Source organism: Tunturiibacter lichenicola (assembly GCF_051013355.1).
In the GTDB taxonomy this organism is placed as follows: domain Bacteria; phylum Acidobacteriota; class Terriglobia; order Terriglobales; family Acidobacteriaceae; genus Edaphobacter; species Edaphobacter lichenicola_F.
The window spans coordinates 5428256-5446870 of sequence record NZ_CP132944.1 but is presented as its reverse complement, the minus strand read 5'-3'; the positions used below and the strand labels follow the sequence as shown (position 1 = coordinate 5446870).

At 55.4% G+C, this 18615-nt stretch carries 17 protein-coding genes and 2 tRNA genes; 11 read left to right on the top strand and 8 right to left on the bottom strand.

The window, feature by feature from the left end:
• Positions 1 to 33 precede the first annotated feature (33 nt).
• Both RBB82_RS22800 and RBB82_RS22795 read right to left on the bottom strand, forming a co-directional pair.
• Positions 34 to 396, bottom strand: a complete 363-nt coding sequence (locus tag RBB82_RS22800) for a DUF6908 domain-containing protein (RefSeq protein WP_433973017.1) — start codon at positions 394 to 396, stop codon at positions 34 to 36.
• Positions 397 to 779: 383 nt separating this feature from the next.
• Positions 780 to 1448, bottom strand: a complete 669-nt coding sequence (locus RBB82_RS22795) for a LysR family transcriptional regulator (protein ID WP_433973016.1) — start codon at positions 1446 to 1448, stop codon at positions 780 to 782.
• 294 nt (positions 1449 to 1742) lie between these two features.
• On the opposite strand from RBB82_RS22795, the gene RBB82_RS22790 reads away from it, so the two are divergent.
• Together RBB82_RS22790 and RBB82_RS22785 are read left to right on the top strand one after the other, a co-directional pair.
• On the top strand, positions 1743 to 2003 hold the full coding sequence (locus tag RBB82_RS22790) for a helix-turn-helix domain-containing protein (RefSeq protein WP_433973015.1): 261 nt from the start codon (positions 1743 to 1745) through the stop codon (positions 2001 to 2003).
• A gap of 81 nt (positions 2004 to 2084) precedes the next feature.
• A complete protein-coding gene (locus tag RBB82_RS22785; protein WP_433973014.1) occupies positions 2085 to 3275 on the top strand; it encodes a tyrosine-type recombinase/integrase in 1191 nt (396 codons plus the stop codon).
• Between the two features lie 78 nt (positions 3276 to 3353).
• On the opposite strand, the gene RBB82_RS22780 is transcribed toward RBB82_RS22785, so the two are convergent.
• Positions 3354 to 3430: transfer RNA gene (locus tag RBB82_RS22780), tRNA-Asp, on the bottom strand.
• A gap of 421 nt (positions 3431 to 3851) precedes the next feature.
• On the opposite strand from RBB82_RS22780, the gene RBB82_RS22775 reads away from it, so the two are divergent.
• The 4 genes from RBB82_RS22775 (at position 3852) to RBB82_RS22760 (ending at position 7375) form a co-directional block, all read left to right on the top strand.
• On the top strand, positions 3852 to 4226 hold the full coding sequence (locus tag RBB82_RS22775; RefSeq protein ID WP_433975443.1) for an SDR family oxidoreductase: 375 nt from the start codon (positions 3852 to 3854) through the stop codon (positions 4224 to 4226).
• Positions 4115 to 4618 carry a hypothetical protein gene (locus tag RBB82_RS22770; RefSeq protein ID WP_433975471.1) on the top strand — a complete coding sequence of 168 codons (504 nt, stop codon included), beginning with the start codon at positions 4115 to 4117 and terminating at the stop codon, positions 4616 to 4618. Before RBB82_RS22775 ends, RBB82_RS22770 begins: the two co-directional genes overlap by 112 nt.
• 690 nt (positions 4619 to 5308) lie before the next feature.
• Positions 5309 to 5506 carry a hypothetical protein gene (locus tag RBB82_RS22765; protein WP_433973013.1) on the top strand — a complete coding sequence of 66 codons (198 nt, stop codon included), beginning with the start codon at positions 5309 to 5311 and terminating at the stop codon, positions 5504 to 5506.
• A 717-nt stretch (positions 5507 to 6223) separates the two neighbouring features.
• Positions 6224 to 7375 carry a cellulase family glycosylhydrolase gene (locus RBB82_RS22760; RefSeq protein WP_433973012.1) on the top strand — a complete coding sequence of 384 codons (1152 nt, stop codon included), beginning with the start codon at positions 6224 to 6226 and terminating at the stop codon, positions 7373 to 7375.
• A 25-nt stretch (positions 7376 to 7400) separates the two neighbouring features.
• Here the strand turns inward: RBB82_RS22760 and RBB82_RS22755 are convergent, their stop codons facing one another.
• Genes RBB82_RS22755 through RBB82_RS22745 form a run of 3 tightly spaced genes read right to left on the bottom strand, consistent with a single transcriptional unit; the run spans position 7401 to position 10421 of the window.
• Complete coding sequence (locus tag RBB82_RS22755) at positions 7401 to 7766, bottom strand: metal-sensitive transcriptional regulator (protein ID WP_433973011.1); 366 nt, start codon at positions 7764 to 7766, stop codon at positions 7401 to 7403.
• 6 nt (positions 7767 to 7772) lie between these two features.
• Positions 7773 to 10190, bottom strand: coding sequence for a heavy metal translocating P-type ATPase (locus tag RBB82_RS22750; protein ID WP_433973010.1), 2418 nt, complete (start codon positions 10188 to 10190; stop codon positions 7773 to 7775).
• A gap of 18 nt (positions 10191 to 10208) precedes the next feature.
• On the bottom strand, positions 10209 to 10421 hold the full coding sequence (locus RBB82_RS22745; RefSeq protein WP_433973009.1) for a heavy-metal-associated domain-containing protein: 213 nt from the start codon (positions 10419 to 10421) through the stop codon (positions 10209 to 10211).
• 185 nt (positions 10422 to 10606) lie between these two features.
• On the opposite strand from RBB82_RS22745, the gene RBB82_RS22740 reads away from it, so the two are divergent.
• From RBB82_RS22740 to RBB82_RS22730, 3 genes are all read left to right on the top strand, one after another.
• Positions 10607 to 10683 (top strand) — tRNA-Val (locus tag RBB82_RS22740).
• 186 nt (positions 10684 to 10869) lie between these two features.
• Complete coding sequence (locus RBB82_RS22735; protein ID WP_433973008.1) at positions 10870 to 11220, top strand: energy transducer TonB; 351 nt, start codon at positions 10870 to 10872, stop codon at positions 11218 to 11220.
• A 99-nt stretch (positions 11221 to 11319) separates the two neighbouring features.
• Complete coding sequence (locus RBB82_RS22730) at positions 11320 to 12294, top strand: glycosyltransferase family 2 protein (RefSeq protein ID WP_433973007.1); 975 nt, start codon at positions 11320 to 11322, stop codon at positions 12292 to 12294.
• Between the two features lie 53 nt (positions 12295 to 12347).
• Here RBB82_RS22730 and RBB82_RS22725 read toward each other — a convergent pair whose 3' ends face one another.
• A complete protein-coding gene (locus RBB82_RS22725) occupies positions 12348 to 13385 on the bottom strand; it encodes an LLM class flavin-dependent oxidoreductase (RefSeq protein ID WP_433973006.1) in 1038 nt (345 codons plus the stop codon).
• Positions 13385 to 14404 carry an ATP-grasp domain-containing protein gene (locus tag RBB82_RS22720; RefSeq protein WP_433973005.1) on the bottom strand — a complete coding sequence of 340 codons (1020 nt, stop codon included), beginning with the start codon at positions 14402 to 14404 and terminating at the stop codon, positions 13385 to 13387. Before RBB82_RS22720 ends, RBB82_RS22725 begins: the two co-directional genes overlap by 1 nt.
• A 578-nt stretch (positions 14405 to 14982) precedes the next feature.
• Here RBB82_RS22720 and RBB82_RS22715 point away from each other — a divergent pair.
• Both RBB82_RS22715 and RBB82_RS22710 read left to right on the top strand, forming a co-directional pair.
• Positions 14983 to 15951 carry a quinone oxidoreductase family protein gene (locus tag RBB82_RS22715; RefSeq protein WP_433973004.1) on the top strand — a complete coding sequence of 323 codons (969 nt, stop codon included), beginning with the start codon at positions 14983 to 14985 and terminating at the stop codon, positions 15949 to 15951.
• Positions 15952 to 16149: 198 nt separating this feature from the next.
• On the top strand, positions 16150 to 18606 hold the full coding sequence (locus RBB82_RS22710) for a TonB-dependent receptor (RefSeq protein WP_433973003.1): 2457 nt from the start codon (positions 16150 to 16152) through the stop codon (positions 18604 to 18606).
• The last annotated feature ends 9 nt before the right edge of the window (positions 18607 to 18615 follow it).

Sequence of the window (18615 nt, the reverse complement as noted above, 5' to 3'; positions counted from 1 at the left end):
CCGGTCGTGCAGTATCCGCTCCAAGGAAGCGGACTAGCCGCGAATCGACTTGTCCGAAAACGCTTCCGCAAAGCCCTGCATGCGCAGGTTGGCGTCCCATGTCTGGGCAAAGCGAAGGTGCTGCTGGTGGAGGGCGACGAGGTGAACGTAGTAGTCCCGGACGATATTGCGGCTCCACTGCTCGACGGCGACATAGTCGTTCCGCCAGTTGAAGGTTCCCATAAGGGTCTGGGCCCCTGAGAAGTCCATCGTCCCCTGTGCATGTGCAACAGTGGCGATTGCAAACACCATTAACGTTGGCGATACCGCGCGGATGAAGTGGAGAAAATTCTGTTGAGATGTGCGTTGTCCGCGCCCTCTCAGGAGCGAGGAATTAAATTGGCTAATCAGGGCCATCTGATCCTCCGAACGGCTTGAATGTTCGCCGTCATGACTCGGAAACTAAGGCCCCAGTGAACAGTCGTCCAAGACTTTCTATCTATAACGCCATACCTTTTATCTATCGCAGGCTAAGCGAGAAGCTTGAGTTGTTCCGGCTTGACACTTTCGTCAGGGCGCTTCTTCCTCTTGCTACCTCTCCACCGTTGGGCGAGTGATTTTTCAATAAACGGCAGGGCGATGTGATCCGCACGGTTGTGATGTACGAATGCGGTATCTGCTGTCCAATTCACCCCGGCGATTGGCCTTGTGATCAGCTCAGAATATCTGGTCAATCAGTGCAAGTCCGTACCTAGCTTTCACCATCCACTGAATATCTGCTGGACTGGTAGCAGAACAGCCTAGCTGTAGCCGTATGCCAACCTCATCGAACATCTCAATGAGACGGGAGTGTGCCGGAGGCTGGAGTTCAGGGTCGCGAAAATTCGGATTCTTCCTGCTATCTCATGAATATCTAGTTGGGTTTGCGATGAAAGAACATCATCCCGACGCATACAAATCACCAATGGTGATTGCGAAACTTGTTGGACTTGGAAGAGCTCGCCGTCAATGGGCATCGGAAGGAGGGCACAATCCAACGTGCGCAGGTTAATTCGTTGGAGAATTTGGGATGGATCTCCACCCGCCAGTTGTATTTCGCACCCCGGAAACATTCCACAATATGTTTCCCGGAAGGATTCCAGTAAGGCTCCGTTTACGAAAGAGGAAAAGCCCAATCGCAAAGGTGGCACTTCTCCGAGATGGACCGCGCGAGCCATCGCTATCAGCGCATCTCGTCCCTTGAGACTCTCCCGAGCGTATGCGACTACCATCTCGCCTGCTGGAGTAATTCGAACACCATCCCGACTTCGATCGAAGATAGGGAACTGGATGTCATCTTCAAGATCCCGAATCTGTTTGCTGAGGGAAGGTTGAGCGAGGAACAGACGTTCCGCTGCCCGAGTGAAATTCGATGTCTCTGCTACGGCGACGATGTATTTGAGGAGTCGAAACTCCAGGGAATCTGACATGGCCTTGATACTCCGCTGGCTTTGCCGATCCCACAGGCCCAGAAGAACGGCTGTGGATAACTTCGTTCTCACTCTATGTATTTGGCCGAACTTGATTCGTCAAGAAGGCACCCGAACGTCACTAGGTACCTGAAGGTGCCTGATGGTCGCTGGTTCCCCTAGCAGAGAGCCATAGATAAAAAGTTGGGCTTTATAGACAGCAAGTATTGGATTGTTATGTCTGTGTAGATCAGTCTTAGGATCAATCGACCGTTCCTCTTGTCTGAGCAGCGGCTGAAATCTCTTCCATGAGGAATGGCGATGCCTCCACAATTTCCAGATCGCGACTCACTACATGATGGTGCCATAGGTCACAAAAAAGCAGTGTCCGTTGCGCGTGGCTTACCAGAGCCGTTACTAGACTCTGACGAGGCCGCTTCGATCATGAAGATTCACCCGAAGACGTTACAGAAGTTGGCGAGGAAGGGAATTGTGCGAGGAGTTCACATCGGCAAGCTCTGGCGCTTTCGTGCCTCCGAGATTGAAGAGTGGATCGATCGTCAACTCGCGAGCTAAAAAGATAAATCTCTCGACCTCCGCCCGGCGTAGCGCTACCCTAATGGGAGCCATCCGTTACGCCTAGGACAGGAGAAATAAATGTCAAGGCGAACACGGTATCAACAAGGAAGCGTGCAACGCGAGAAGCGGCGGAGCGGGCCTGACGTGTGGATTTTTAGATGGTATGAGACTGAGACGGACGGTAAGAGCAGGTACCGTAAAGCAATTGTCGGGACAGTCGATACACTCGCAAATGAAACCTCAGCTCTCAAGGCAGCTCAAGCATTGCGCATTGATGCTAACCAAGAAACCCCGCAGGCAGGAACCGGGCCGAGCACAATTGCAATGCTCCTCGCGCATTACAGGTTGAAGGAACTGGCCGGTGATCGTAATGGGAGAAAAGCGTACTCGACGCGATCCGCCTATGAATGCAATTTGGAGAACTGGATTCTCCCTCGTTGGGGGAATCACAAGCTCGACCAAGTCAAATCCGTAGCAGTCGAAGAGTGGCTGGACGGCATCAAGCGGGCGAAAGGCACACGGGCTAAGATTCGGAACCTCATGAGCGCACTTTTCACTCACGCGATGCGATACGAATGGGCGGATCGAAATCCGATCAAGCTCGTTCGTCAGAGCGCAAAGCGGGAGCGGATTCCTGATGTTCTCGAACTAGCCGAGATTCAACTCCTGCTCAGCAAGCTTGGTGTTCGGGAACGAACGCTTGCGTTGCTGGACGCAGGGACTGGGCTTCGCGTCAGCGAGCTCCTGGCTCTGCGGTGGCAGGATGTGGACTTCGACAACCTTGAGCTCAGTGTGACCCGTTCCATCTGGCATCAGGTAGTGGGCGACTGCAAGACGGAGGCATCAGCAAAGCCGGTTCCGCTCGACAGCTATATGGCGGATGACCTGCAGCGCTGGCGTCGCCAGAGCGGGTATCCCGGGGACGATGACTATATCTTCGCCAGCGAAACAATGCGAGGCAAACAACCATACTGGCCCGATAACCTAATGAAGCGTCATATCCGGCCGGTAGCGAGAGCGAACGGCATTCACAAGCGAATCGGCTGGCACACTTTCCGCCATACCTTCGGCACATTGCTGAAGGCTAACGGGGAAGATGTGAAGACGGTCCAGGAGCTTTTACGGCACGCGAACAGCAGGATCACGCTCGAGGTGTACACGCAAGCCACTACCTCAAACAAGCGGGCCGCACAAAGCAGGGTTGTAAGGATGATGGTTCCCAATCTGGGTGAAATGAGGGACGCAACACACCCTCAAAAAGCTAGATAGGGTGCTTATTGCACCCATATCAAACCCACGACCTCTGTCTTTTTTGGGGTCACCCATCATCTAAGTGCTTTAGAATGATGGCGGGGACGACGGGGCTCGAACCCGCGACCTCTGCCGTGACAGGGCAGCGCTCTAACCAACTGAGCTACGTCCCCAGATTGTTTTTCAACAATTTGGCTATATGTCACATAGAATCGAGCGTTTCACAGCTTTCGCTCTTTTCTACTATTTCGCTGCTGTGGAGTCGATTTTGGGGTGTTTTGGACACCAAAACGACTGCCTCATCAACATGATTGAGTCTACCAGATAATTCGTTTTGGTTGCCACAGAACAGCGAAAGTAAACGACCTTCGCATTAAATGGTTTAGCCATTAAATAAGTATTTGCTGTCTAGTCCTGACAATTCAGCTTTCAAGCTTTGGACGCTCAGGTCGCCCCTTCGAAGCTGCCACGAGATTGGCTGTGGGGACGTCCTAAGCCGTGGCTCAAGAGAAGATTCGCAAGATTGTGCTGAATGCAATTGGTGCCCCCGACTGCACCGGTTTTTGCTTGCGGCGTCACTTAGACCTGCAGGTAATGCTTCATCGCGCAATATTATCAACAATGTTCAGCCATGTCCTATCGGCCCGATCTCAATCCTGCTGCGGGCGACTGGGTTGCGCCGGAAAAGGCAATACGGCACTGAACCGGTATGGAACTGTGGACGAGGTGGTCGCTCTCGTAGAGTTTGTGTTTAGTCCTGAGGCTGCGTACGTCACAGGAGCCAATCTGACGGTGGATGGCGGAACAAACGCTTATGTTAATTCGCGCACTGTTATGTCGGATCACTGGGGCGGAGGTTGTTCGACCTGGCTGATATCAATCAAGCAAAACCAGGCAGCGGTCTTGCCAACGGATCGACGACGACGGCAACATTGCAGGCGGTGCGACCATACTATAACAACACATTGATCGCCAATGCGAAGTCGATCAGTGCGATCAACCAGATGGAGAGTGAAGCAACTTCTAACTACAACTCTGCGCAGATCCTGCTGCGCACCAGCGACTATCATGGCTTGACCGCACAAGGCTCGTATACCTATGGCCATGCGCTCGACGTGATTTCCGGTACGCGAGGTTTTGCCCCACAGAACTCTCATAACCTAGGAGGAGACTACGGCAATGCGGACTTCGACGTGCGTCATACCTTCAACGGCTACATAGTCTACGAAGTGCCGAAGTTCACAGACCATGCCAAGCGGCTGACTACCGGATGGCAAGGCAACGCATTCATCAGCGCGTTCATCGGAACACCCGCGGCCGTCAAGCTTGGAACCTCAACGGATCAAAGCCAAACGGGCTAGTTTCAGGATCGTCCTGACGTGATCGGAAATCCGGCTGCAGGTCTCAATAGAAAATTGTTCACCCCAGCTGCTGCCGGGGCCTCGCCGTATGTGCAATGGTTCACCAACAAGGCATTTGCCGTCGCTCCATTGGGAACCTTCGGCACCATGCAACGAAACTCGGTTCGGGGGCCTGGTTTTGCAACTGTGGACGCCGCACTAGTGAAGAATACTAACGATCCACGAAGGTATCAGCCTGCAACTGCGGGCAGAGATGTTTAACCTCTTCAACCGAACTAACCTCGCTAATCCCGGTATCGGAACGCTGTCGTCATCAACCTTTGGACGAAGCACTTCGACGCGCAACAACAGCAGCGCTCCAGGCATTGGTCCAGGGGAGCCTTTCAACGTTCAATTCGCAGGAAAGATCATCTTCTGAACCAACGCTGGTCACCGTGGCAGTCGGGCAATCCGGCCGACTGTCGCTTCAAAGAAGTTGTTAACAAACTGCGCAGCCATGTTCGCGAGGATAGGAAAACGGTTGGGATGACAGAGCCGCTTCCAAACTCTAGATTATTTGCAGAGCGCGCAGTTGCCTCGTGCATACGCAAGTTTCCGAAGCGATATCACAAGAGTTGTCCAGGAGTTCGCCGATGCTGTCTTGGTACCTATCCCTTATGGGTTTGTGTGCTGATACTGAAAAGAAGTTTCTTGGCAATTGGTCAGGGCAACCAGACAGCACCTGTAGGGTCGAATCTGAAGAGTTTCTACGAAGCCGCTCCGATCCATTTTCAGAACTACTCTGTGGTATATAACCGGATCGTCAGCACGAATCTTGTCAACCAGTTGTTGCTCCGCGTCAGCTCCTACAACCAGGTCTTCCACGACTTCAATACAGCTTCAATGTGATCGCACTGGGTTTGAACACGGGAGCAACTACTACCTCCAGCGATAATAGCGGATAGGTGAGAAATATCAGCGACCAAATATTCTCGGAAACCCGAATGTGAGAGTCATTCATTCTATCGTCGCGAGCGCTGTTCAATGGATTAATCCTGCGGCGCTCGCAACACCAACTCCGGGGACATTCGGGAATCTCAGACGGAATCAGATCTTTGATCCCGGCTATGGAGACATCGATCTCTCGGTCTTCAAGAATACGAAGCCAGGCGAGAGAGCGACGCTGAACTACGTGCCGAGATGTTCAATCTCTACAACCGAAATAACGATGTGCAACCCGGAGGAACCTTCGGCTTAAGCTCCTTCGGCAAGGTCAGCGACATGATCGGCGACGCCAACGGCTCTCCCGGAATCGGTCCTGGCAAACCGTCCAATACCCAACTTTGCTGTCAAGGTGCTGCTTTAGCAATTCGCAGTCTTTCAGTCTGCGGCAGACGTTCACCGAACGCCTGGACGTTTGCCGCAGAGTTGTATCTGTACGTTCGGACCTCACACATCTGCAGGAGAACACCAACGGCACGATTGCATAGAAGATAGACGTAGCCACTCACAAACCTGGCAAGCTACCATACGTAAATATTTACAATATGTGGAACAGGGTGTTCGAACGGGTCTTTCAATTCTGCGAACCGGATCTACATTTCATTCTCGAAAGGATCTCTGTTCATGAAGCATCGACATATCCTCGTAGTTCCTTTCATGTTGTTCGTGCTCTCTGTAGCCACTGCTTTCTGTGCAAACGCATCGGACGATGGCAGCGCCAGGTGGTCGGAAGCCAAAGCCAACGACTGGTACGCGAAGCAGCCCTGGCTCCTCGGCGCAAACTATATTCCGTCGAATGCGATCAATGAACTTGAGATGTTCCAGGCCGCTACCTTTGATCCTGCGATCAACGATCGTGAGTTGGGTCTCGCGGAGTCGATCGGCATGAACACCGCACGAGTCTTTCTTCAGGACCAACTATGGGAGCAGGATCCCGCCGGCTTCAAGGACAGGCTCAACACCTTTCTTGGCATCGCCGCGAAACATCACATTCGTCCGCTGCTGGTATTGTTCGACTCCTGTTGGGAGACGAATCCTCATCTCGGGCCACAGCACCCACCGATTCCAGGCATTCATAACTCAGGTTGGGTGCAAAGCCCCGGCAAGGAACGTCTGCTCAATCCGTCGGACGAACCCAAGCTGCGATCCTACGTCGTAGGGGTGGTCGGAGCCTTCGCAAACGATGATCGTATTCTCGGTTGGGATATCTGGAACGAACCTGACAATCGCGGAGGAGACAAGGAGGAAGATGCGCCTGCGAAGGTAAAGCGCGTCAACGAACTTCTTCCGAAGGCATTTGCATGGGCTCGTTCCGTGCATCCCACGCAGCCGTTGACCAGCGGCCTATGGACAGGGAACTGGTCCGACCCTGCGAAGGAGAGCGCGACAACCAGGATTCAGTTAGAGGAGTCAGACGTGATCTCCTTTCACAACTATGACTGGCCGGAGAAGTTCACCGAACGAATCAAAGAACTGCAGGTATATCACCGGCCACTCATATGCACGGAGTATATGGCGCGAGGTGCAGGGTCGACCTTCGACGGGTCCCTTCCAATCGCAAAAAAGTACAACGTTGCCGCAATCAACTGGGGCTTGGTGGCCGGCAAGACTCAAACCTACTTGCCGTGGGACTCATGGCAGAGGCCGTACGTACTTCTACAACCAACGATCTGGTTCCACGAGGTCTTTCGCAATGACGGCACGCCTTATCGCGAGCATGAAGTAATGCTGATACGCGAACTCACCGGCCGCGGAACTCCACTCAACACCAAATAGATGACTATGAATGTGGAGGGGCAGTTTATCGTGCATTCTTGTAGATCATCTCCAACAGCTCGTCGTACATCGCCTGCTTCTCATCAGCCGATCCGCTTTGAATCGCGTGAGTGGCGCAGTGAGTCAGATGATTTCGCATCAACGCTCGAGCAACTGAACGCAGAGCCTCTTGCACCGAAGACACTTGGGTAAGAATGTCCGCACAGTAGCGGTCGCCTTCAACCATACGTTGAAGACCACGAACCTGACCCTCGATGCGCCTCAGGCGCCTCAGATTGGATGCCTTGATATCAGCATCAACGCCGACAGCCTTCTGTCCAGACTCGTCTGCTATCGCGATGCACGAACTTTCATCGGCGCCATCTACTGCGTTACTTTTCTTCGTGGCCATGTCTCCTCATCCGATCCTCAGTCGGCGCAATCGCAGGCTGTTCATAACTACGCTGAAAGAACTAAGCGCCATCGCTGCACTGGCAACGACTGGGCTGAGCAATAAACCAAAACTTGGATACAGAGCGCCGGCTGCAAGCGGAATCCCAACCACGTTATAGACGAATGCCCAAAAGAGATTCTGTCGCATTACTCGCATCGTGCCGCGCGACAAAGCGAAAGCGGCTGAAACTCCCGCCAAATCGCTTCGCATCAAAGTTACATCTCCGGCTTCCATAGCGATGTCAGCTCCGCTCGCCATCGTGAGACCCACGTCAGCCTGCGCCAATGCAGGTGCATCATTCACTCCATCGCCAACCATGGCGACCACGCGCTTCGCGATCTGCAGCCGCTTGATCGCATCCACCTTACCCGCTGGCAGCACCCCTGCGATGACCTCGTCAAATCCGACCCTGTTGGCAATAGCATTTGCGGTACGTTCGCTATCACCGGTCAGCATAACCACTCGAAGCCCTTCGGCATGCATCTTGCGAATCGCCTCTACGGAGCCGGGTTTGATCCTGTCCGCAACAGCTAGGATGCCTCGCAATCTTCCGTCAATTGCAACCCACAACGCCGTTTTGCCATCCTCAGTGATTCGTTCAGCAGCAACTTGGAGTAAGGTCGCAGCAACGTCGTATTTCTCCATCAAAGAGCGATTACCAATCAACGTAGCTTGCCCTTCTACGGTGCCCACAACTCCAAGACCAGTGAATGACTCAAACTCTTTCGCCTCCGGAAGACTCAGCCCGCGCTCATGCGCGTAGCTAACGACAGCGGCAGCGAGAGGATGTTCGCTGGCTCGTTCAAGAGCAGCCGCAACTCGAATGACGCGGTCTTCTCTCTCATTTGTACTTAGCGCTGAATCTTCGTCGTCTGACGTCAACAGAATATCTGTCACTTGGGGACGGCCTACGGTGATTGTGCCTGTCTTGTCGAGCACAACAGTATCGATCTTTTCCAATCGTTGCAGAGCTTCCCCACCCTTGATCAAAACCCCGAGTGCAGCTCCACGGCCGGTTGCAACCATCACCGCCGTCGGAACAGCCAGACCCATCGCACACGGACATGCAATTACCAAAACCGTGATTGCTGCGGCAAAGGCCTGCATCACCCCCGCGTGCGGCGCAAAAACTCGCCATGCACCAAAGGTGACGATCGCAATACCCAGAACAATTGGCACGAAGATCGCACTGACGCGATCTGCGACTCGTTGAATAGGGGCGCGAGATCCTTGAGCGTCTCTCAGCAGCTTCACAATCTGCGCCAACGTACTACCCGCTCCCAGACTTGTCGCACGATACTGCAACGATCCACGTCGATTAAGCGTTCCTCCAATCACTCGGTCTCGCGCGATCTTGTCAACAGGCAACGATTCGCCTGTAAGCATCGACTCATCCACAGTACTTTTGCCGTAGATCACCTCTCCATCAGTAGCGATTCGTTCGCCCGGTCGCACCAGCACAACATCCCCATCCTGAATTGACTCGAGCGGAAGTTGATATTCAACATCCTCTCGCAAAATAGACGCCGTCTTCGGCTGCAACTGAATCAGCTTGCGCAAAGCATCCGCGGTCTGACCTTTGGCGCGACTCTCGAGCGTATTTCCAGTCAGCACCAATCCAATGATCAAAATCCCTGCTTCAAAATAAACGTCGGGAGCGATGCCATGCGATAAGAAAAACCCGGGTGCCACTGTGCTTGCCGTGGAGTAGAGAAACGCCGCTCCTGTCCCAAGCGCTACCAGTGTGTTCATATCCGCTGTTTTATGCAGCAGTGCCGACCAGGCCTTCACATAGAAACGTCGCCCCGCCCACACAGCGACAAATACCGCTGTCGCAAGCAGTATCCAACGAATTACGTCGGCATTCAGCTCATACATCCATGGCAGCACTCTTCGCAAAGCTGGATCGAGCACGCGCATGTTCCAACTCATAAGCGGATCGTTCACGCGTTCCATGCCGCCCGCTTCACCTGCGCTCATCAGCGGCATCGAGAGCACCATAGCGAACAATCCAGCGATCAGACTGACGGTCGCCTTGAGGCGGAGTTGCTTCGTCTCACGCAACTGATCGACATCATGTTGTTCCTGCTCCAGGAGCACCGAACGATGCTCAACAGGCATCTCAGCGCCGTAACCGGTATGTCGAATCATCTCCACTAACGCTGCGGTCGACGTCGCTTGCGGATCGAACGTCACCGTTGCGTTGTGCAGCATAAGATTTACGGCCGCGTCCTCCACTCCCGCTTGATCGGCAAGTGTTCGCTCGATGAAAGACTGACACGCAGCACATGTCATTCCCGAGACCGGGATCGTTACGCGCTCTCGCACTCTGGACTGTGTATCGTTAGCGACGGTCTCTTCGATTTTCAGATTGCTGGACATCGACATCCGCTCCCAAGATTACTCGTTAACATGTGCAGCAAAGCCGATGCGGTCGAGAGCGCTCGTGATCTCATCAGGGCTCGCTTGTTCAGGATCGAACTTCATCTTTGCTGATCCAACGTCGACAGAATCCAAGTCCACCCCCGCAACTCGTTGCAAGGCGACTGTCGCCCTGCGAACACAGGCGCCACAGTGCATTCCTTCGATCGATAAGGTCAACGTCTCGTACATCTCATATCTCCTATTTACCCGGCCCGAGATCTGCCAAGTATCAAATAGATGCACAATACCCCCCAGGGGTATCAAGATAATTCTACGCCACCCATCAAAAGGAAAGCTTTCCGATACGAACTTTGCCGACGTTGCATCCAGCGGGTCTGTCCCATACACTGTCTTAGGCCCCACAGAATCACAATGGGCGGTTAGCTCAGTTGGTTAGAGCGCCTGCCTTACAAGCAGGATGTCGGGGGTTCGAGTCCCTCACTGCCCACCAAAATCATTCTTTAGTCCCTGATAAGTCACAACGATGCTCCTCCGGCACAACTAAAAGGAGTCTCGCGAAGAGTATTACAGGGCTTTCGTATCGGGACTTCCGGCTTATACCCTTTCCTCCGCGTCAGTTGGCTATCGTCCGCATCACCCTGGATTGAGTGGAATATCACGCTCAGAAGTCCCGCTCATGAGAACATTGGCCATGCGCCTGATCTGTGCGTTGTACATCTTCGGTTTTGCAGCTCCCTTTTCTTTGTCATTGCAAGCGCAAAGCAGGCCACCAATTACGCCTCCAAGGTTGATCAGCATTCCAAAGCCGGATTGCACGGCCGGGAAATCCTGTCATGGAGGTCATGGCCAGGTACGCCTGATCCTGGATGTCCTGGAGGACGGCAAAGTCGGCGATATCAGGGTCGAACTCGGTGACGAAAGGCTGGCCGACGCCGCGACAGAAGCAGCTCAACAGGCTGAGTTCGTACCAGGTTCATTCCTCGGCAAGCCGCAAAGCATGGACTTTGTGCTGAATCTTCACTTCTAGCCGTCATAGCGACGTTTCCGATAGAAATTTCACTTGACCCCAATCTTTATGTGGCATTGAATCATCCAACAAGTACTTCAGCGGGAGTATCATTGGAAAGTGCCGAAATATTCGATCGTCGTACCCTTCCATAACGAAGAAGAGAACGTAACCACTCTCTATGACCGCCTCAAGGCCGTCATGGAGCAGGTCGGTGACTCCTTCGAACTGGTCTTCGTCGATGACGGCTCCCGTGACCGCACCTACCGGCTACTCGAGGAGATCGCGGCAGTAGACAGCCGTGTCCTCGTCATCAAGCTTCGCCGCAACTTTGGCCAGACCTCCGCCCTTGCAGCCGGCTTCGACCATGCTCAGGGAGATTTCATCCTCGCGATGGACGGCGACCTCCAGCATGACCCCGAGGAGATCCCCAACTTTCTGGCAAAGCTCGAAGAGGGCTACGACGTCGTCAGCGGCTGGCGCTCACAGCGCGGAGACAACTTCATCCTGCGCCGCATCCCTTCCCGTGCCGCGAACATGCTCATGTCGGCCCTGAGCGGAGTAGACATCCACGACTTTGGCACGACCTTCAAAGCGTACCGTCGCGAAGTTATTCAAAACATACCGCTCTACGGCGAGATGCACCGCTTCATTCCCGCCCTCGCCTCCTGGTACGGAGCTACGATCTGCGAGGTTCCCATCTCGAATCCAGCTCGCGAGTACGGCAAGAGCCACTACGGCATCTCCCGCACCTTTCGCGTCTTCTTCGATCTGCTGACCATCCGCTTCCTGCTCCGTTACATGACCCGCCCCCTGCACTTCTTCGGGACGGTCGGCGCCTTCGGCATGGTAGCCGGATTCGGCATGGCGGCATGGCTCCTGATCCTCAAACTCGTCACCGGCCAGCACATTATGAGCATTCACGGACCGATCTTCGTCATCGCCGGAATTCTCATCCTTGCTGGAATCCAGATGATGGGCATCGGGTTACTCGGAGAGCTACAGGTACGCCACTTCTACACCGCGTCCCACCGCGCACCCTACGCGGTCGACAGAATCCTACGTCTACGTTCGGAAGAGAGTCTCATCCAGTAGCTGATCGGAAGCATCAAAAAAAACCAGCAAAAAAAGAGATCAGCATAAGAATCTTAGACAGCAGCCCCAGCGCCGCTTCGAATTACCTGCGCGCCAAATCGTTCCATCTCCTCCGCCTGCGGACTCGACTGCAACAGCACCAGGTCCACTCCAACCGCAGCGAACTCTTCCATCCGCTCCGCTACCTGCTCAGGCGTTCCAACAAACCCACATCGCAAACCACGATTCGAAACCGAATAATCCTTCAACGAAATCTCCGTCTGCAGATTCGAGCCCGTCACCCACTGTTCATAGTTGGCATACCCACGCGCCGACTGCTTCACATCGGTTATCCGCTCCACCTCACGCAAAGCCTCAGCCTCTGAATCCCGCACAATCGCGTACCCGGCCACGCCAAATGTCATCGGCCCCAGCCCAAGCTTCTCGCGCCGCTCGCGCATATCGGCAATCTTCTTGCCCACGGCCTCCGGAGCATCACCATGCATCAGGTAGGCGTCGCACTTCGACGCAATCAGATTCTTCGCCGTCTCCGACTCCCCACCCGCATACAAAGTCGGTCGCGGCTTCCTCACCGGCTTCGGCGAAAGCACATTCTCCCGCACATCGTAGTACTTGCCTTTATAAGAAAACCCCTGCGTCTTCCAACACCCGTCGATAACATCCAGCCACTCCGACGTCCGCGCATAACGGTCATCATGCTCATCGAAGTGCACGCCATACTTTGTGGCCTCATCCTTCCACCAGCTTGAGACCACATTCAGCGTCAGCCGCCCATGCGACATCTGATCGACCGTCGCCGCCTGCTTCGCCAACAGCGCCGGATTATGAAACGTAGGCCGAACCGCAACCATCAACTCAAGCCGTTCCGTCACTGCAGCCAAAGCAGCCGTGGTCGACCACGCATCCAGCGAAGGAGCATCCACACCTTTGATGTCGTTCAGATTCAACTCGGCGATCAGCGTCAGATCGTACCCAATCGTCTCCGCCTTCTTCGCCAGGTCACGCACATACTCCCAGCTCGCCGCCATCTTCTCGTCATCGACGTTCCGCAGCCAACCACCAAACACCGGCAACCAAAAACCGTATCGCATTAGCGCTCCGCTCCAGCCAGCTCTGGCACGCCCGCTCTGCGTTCGTTGACGATCTTCGCTTCAGCCTCAAGCCAATCCGCCAGCTTCACAAACGGATCGAACCCCACAACCTTCTGCCCATCCGCTACAAAGTTCGAGAGCGCATTGATGTCGTAGTACATCCTTACGCCATCGCGATCATCCACCATAAACTCAACGCCGCCCAACTCAATTCCCGCGGCAGCCATCAGCCGCTCCACCTCTGCAATCAGCTCGGCAGGCGCATCAAAGGCCTCAACCGCCAGCCCATCCTTAGCCGCGTCAATCGGGCACGCCGCACGGTCCAGCTCAACTCCGAGCGGTGTCTTGCAGATATCCGCCGGACAAAGATCAAACGTCTCGCCCGTAATATATATCTTAATCGCGTACAAATACTTTCCGTTCAACACCTCAACGCGAACGATGTACGACCCACGCGCCGGCACAAACTCCTGCACCAGTCCTGTCGAATCCATCCCCAGCGTCAGCCCGTTCTCACTCGCTGAAGCCTCCGCCAGGTGCTCCTTCGTCTGAAACTTCACCACACCGCTGCCGCTGCCGCCAATATTCGGCTTTACTACAACAGGGAAGCGCAGCCCCTCCGCCGCAGCACTCGCCTGCGACGCACGGTGAATCACCCGTGCCCTCGGATACCCCAGCCCCAAGGCCTCCAGCATCGAAAGCTGCGCCGCCTTCGACAACTCACTCCGGAACGCCTTCACGCCATTCACCACGCGAACCCCACGGCTCTCAAGATGCTCCAGATACCCCAGCGTGTAGAAGATCTGATCCCCATGCCCACGATTCCATGCCGAGGGGCTCATCTTGTTCAGCACCACGGCGTACTGCTCCTCCGGGTGGTCTTCAGGCCCATAGCTATGCGACACCGCATCCAGCTTCACGTAGTTCGCGCCGCGACGATCCAACTCCGCAAACAACAGCTTGAACCAGATCGGTTGCTCATAATAAATCGCAATAGGCAATGGCTGATGATTCGGCATAGTGTCTTCAAATTCCTTTTCAAATACTGGAACAAAGTCATGTCGCGAGCAGCAATCGACAACCGCTCGAATCTGATATCTCAATTTTAGATGAAAAAAGCAATCCTAGAGCTTCACAATCGATTGGTGCCAAATTTCGCGGGATACTCCTTTTCGGCTTTGAGATATACGAAGATAAGCTAGGATATTCGAGTGTTGTTCACCTCACCGATCTTTGCGATTATTGGCCTGATCGTATCCATTTTGGTCGGGCTTTCGATTGGCGCGGTTGTCGGATGCGTCTCGTTTCTGCTTCTAAAGAACAAACCATTGAAGATCTTCAAAGATGCATGTCTCGGATCAATGGGATTTTTGCTGGGCTTCTTCGGGTGTGTATTCATGCCTTGGCATCGCAACACTATCTCGTACAGGTTGGCCGGTGGAACCGAAGTTACTTCGACTGCGGATATTTACCAGCATCCAAATCGGATCGGTATCATTTTCGCTATTCTCCTTCCACTTATGTACGAGCTATACAGATGGAGACGACTAAGGACAAATAGGTCGAGTGTCGCAGTGTTGTAACCTGACAACCAGCCATGCAAGCCATCCAGATCCTCACCACCGGTTCAGCCGACGTCCTCACCCTCCGCGATCTACCCACCCCCACCCCAGGCCCAGGCGAAGCTCTCATTCGCATCGAAGCCTCCGGCGTCAACTTCATCGACACCTACTTTCGTGAAGGCCGCTACCCCGCGCAACTCCCCTACACCCTCGGCCAGGAGGCCTCCGGCATCGTCGTCTCCGTTGCCCCCGACGTCACCACCGTCAAACCCGGTGACCGCGTAGCCTGGTGTCTCGTCCCTGGCACATACGCCCAACTGGCTGTCGCCCCCGCCGACCGTCTCGTCGCCATCCCCGACCACGTCAGCTTCCAGCAGGCAGCAGCAGCCATCCTCCAGGGCATGACCGCCCACTACCTCGCCCACTCAACCTACCCTATTCAATCCCACGATGAAGTCCTCATCCACGCCGGCGCAGGCGGCACTGGTCTCCTCCTCATTCAGATGGCTAAAGCGCGTGGCGCACGAGTCTTCACCACCGTCTCGACGGAAGAGAAAGCCGCACTGGCACGTGCCGCTGGTGCAGACGAGATCATCCTCTACACCCAGGAAGATTTCCTCACAAAAGTAAAAACACTAACGCAGGGCAAAGGCTTACCAGTCGTCTATGACTCCGTCGGCAAATCCACCTTCGAACAGTCGCTTCAATGCCTTGAGCCCCGTGGACTCCTGGTTCTCTTCGGAGGCGCCAGCGGAGCCGTCCCACCCTTCGACCTCATCCGTCTCTCCACCATGGGCTCGCTCTTCATCACGCGCCCAACTCTCAAAAATTACGTCGCAACCCGCGCCGACCTCGAAACCCGCGCCAAAGACGTCTTCGACGGAGTAGCGAACGGTACCCTCAAGCTGCGCCTCGAACACACCTATCCCCTCGTCGAAGCCGCGCGAGCCCACCGCGACCTCGAATCCCGCAACACCACCGGAAAACTTCTCCTGATCCCCTGATCACAAGAACAACTCGTCGTTATAGTTGCATTTGCATTCGCTACTGCCTGTTTTTTTGTTGTCATTCCGCAGCGAAGCGGAGGAATCTGCTGTCCTTCCTGCATCGCCAGTCTTCCGTCGTCAGAGGATCATCATCCGGTCCATCACGGCATGCTCTTCACCTAAGCTTCTTTCCCCCCGGCAACTTACAATCGAAATATGCTCACCCTGGCGGCCCGCCGCGCGACCCGATCTTTACTCGCCCTCGCAGCCGCCATCCTCCTCTTCACACTCCCGGCCAAGGCGGTCAGCGTCCACGGTACTGTCACTACACCGCTAGGCATACCTCTGGGCAACGCCCGAGTCCAACTCATCCAGGGCCGCAAAGTCGCCTCCTTCACCTTCACCCTTCAAGACGGCTCCTACGAAATCCGCAGCGCCGTCCCCGGCCGCTTCGTTCTCCTCATCTCCGCCGCGCCCTTCACCCCCAGCATCGGCAAACCCTTCTACGGCGGCGTCACGGACATCATCGCTCGCGACATCGTCATGGAATACTCCACCATCACCCCGCAGCTCGGCACCACCGCCACCGGCATCCCAACCCCGCTCCCACAAATCCCTTCAGCGATCACACTCATCCCCGAAGGCGATCTCTACACACAAGTCGGAATCCTCAACGACCTCCGCCAATCTCCCGGCAACGTCGCCGTTCAAACCGGCCAGGCTGGCGGCCCAATCGCACTCTACGTCCGCGGTGGTGGCCCCACCACCAATCAAGTTCTCATCGACGGCATCCCTGCCGCAGACATCGGTGGTCTCTTCGACTACAGCTCCATCTCCACCACCGCTCTCACAGGTCCCGAACTCTATCGCGGCGCCAACAGCGCCCTCTACGGCACCGGCACCGAGGCCTCCGTCGTCAACCTCGCCACCACCCGCAGCAGCCTCCTCGCTCCCGTCGTCAACTACACCGGCGACGCCGGCAACTTCCACACCTATCGCAACGAGGCCATCCTCTCCGGCGCCATCAACAAGTTCGACTATCAGGCCGCCTTCAGTCGCTTCAACACCTCCAACGCCCTCCCACTCGATGAATACCACACCACTAACAGCATCGCTAACATCGGCTACAGCATCCTCTCAAATACTCTCGCGCGCTTCACCCTCCGCAACATCGACTCGGCAGTTGGTCTCCCCGACGCCCACGACATCTACGGCATCTCCGCCTCCGGCAAACGCGCCGACCAGGATCTCTACTCCGGCATTACCGTAGAAAACATACTGGCAGGGAACTGGCGCAACCTCGTACGCTACGGCATCGCTCGCAAGCGCGAACAAGTCGAGCAATTCACCCCTACAGGCGAGCCCGTAACTACCATCAGCGACGGCCTCCCCACCACCACCTACTACGGCGACACCGTCACTCTCCGCGGAGCCAACGGCTACACCGCCACCGGCCAGGCCGCCTTCATTACACCCAGCTTCGACGCCGTCTCCAACCGCGACGAGCTCCTCTACCAGACCAACTACACCTTCCCACACCGCATCGCCGCACTCTTCAGCTTCCACTACGAAAACGAACGCGGCCGTCTCCTCGACACCGCAACCTCCGACAGCCAGACCGCCCAACGCACAAACTTCCTCTACACCCTTCAGGTCCAGGGCGACGTCAAACACCGCCTCTTCTACTTCGCAGGCGGCTCCATCGAGCAGAACCACCTCTACGGCATCGCCGGAACCCCTCGCATCGGCCTAGCCTACGCTCCCGTCCGCCCCGGCAAGCGCTGGTTCCGCGGCACCAACCTCCGCGCCAACGTAGCCACCGGAGTGCAGGAACCATCCGTCGCAGATCAGTTCACCAGCCTCTACGATCGCCTCCAACAAACCGGCAATCAATCCGCCATCGCAACCTACAACATCACGCCCATCACCTTCGAGCGCTCCCGCACCTACGACTTCGGCGTCGATCAAAACATCCTCAACCAGAAGGTCATCCTCAAAGCCGGCTACTTCCACAATCAGTTCAACCGTCAACTCGAATCCATCGGAGCCAACGGCCTCGAACACTACTTTGGCATCCCAGCCAACATCGCCGACGAGATCCCTCCCGCCACACTCAACTCTCTCGCCTATCGCACCCAGGGCATGGAGCTTGAAGTTCAGTACCGCCCCGTCAATCATCTCTTCCTCGATGGCGGCTACACGTACTTGGCGTCACTAGTCCTCCAATCCTTCAGCTCAGACGCAGTAGCCGCCGCGAACGGCACTCCAACAACCAACCCCAACATTCCCGGCATTGCCATCGGAGCGCTCTCACCCCTCGTCGGCAGCCGTCCCTTCCGCCGGCCACCCAGCTCCGGCTTCTTCGCAGTGGAGTACGTCACCAACAAATTCTCCACCGCCATCAAAGGCGCTCTCGCCAGCCGCAGCGACGACTCCACCTTCCAGCTCAACAACGACCGCAACGGCGGCAACACACTCCTCCTCCCCAATCGCAATCTGGATTTCGGCTACGCCAAGCTCGACTTCAACATGCTCTTCGACGCCACACGCCGCGTCACCGTGTTCACCCAGCTCGACAACCTTCTAGGTCAGCAACATATCGGCCCCATCGGCTACCCCGGCCTGCCCTTCACCATTCGCGCAGGCGCGAAGATCCGGATCGGTGGCAACTAACGGTGTCTC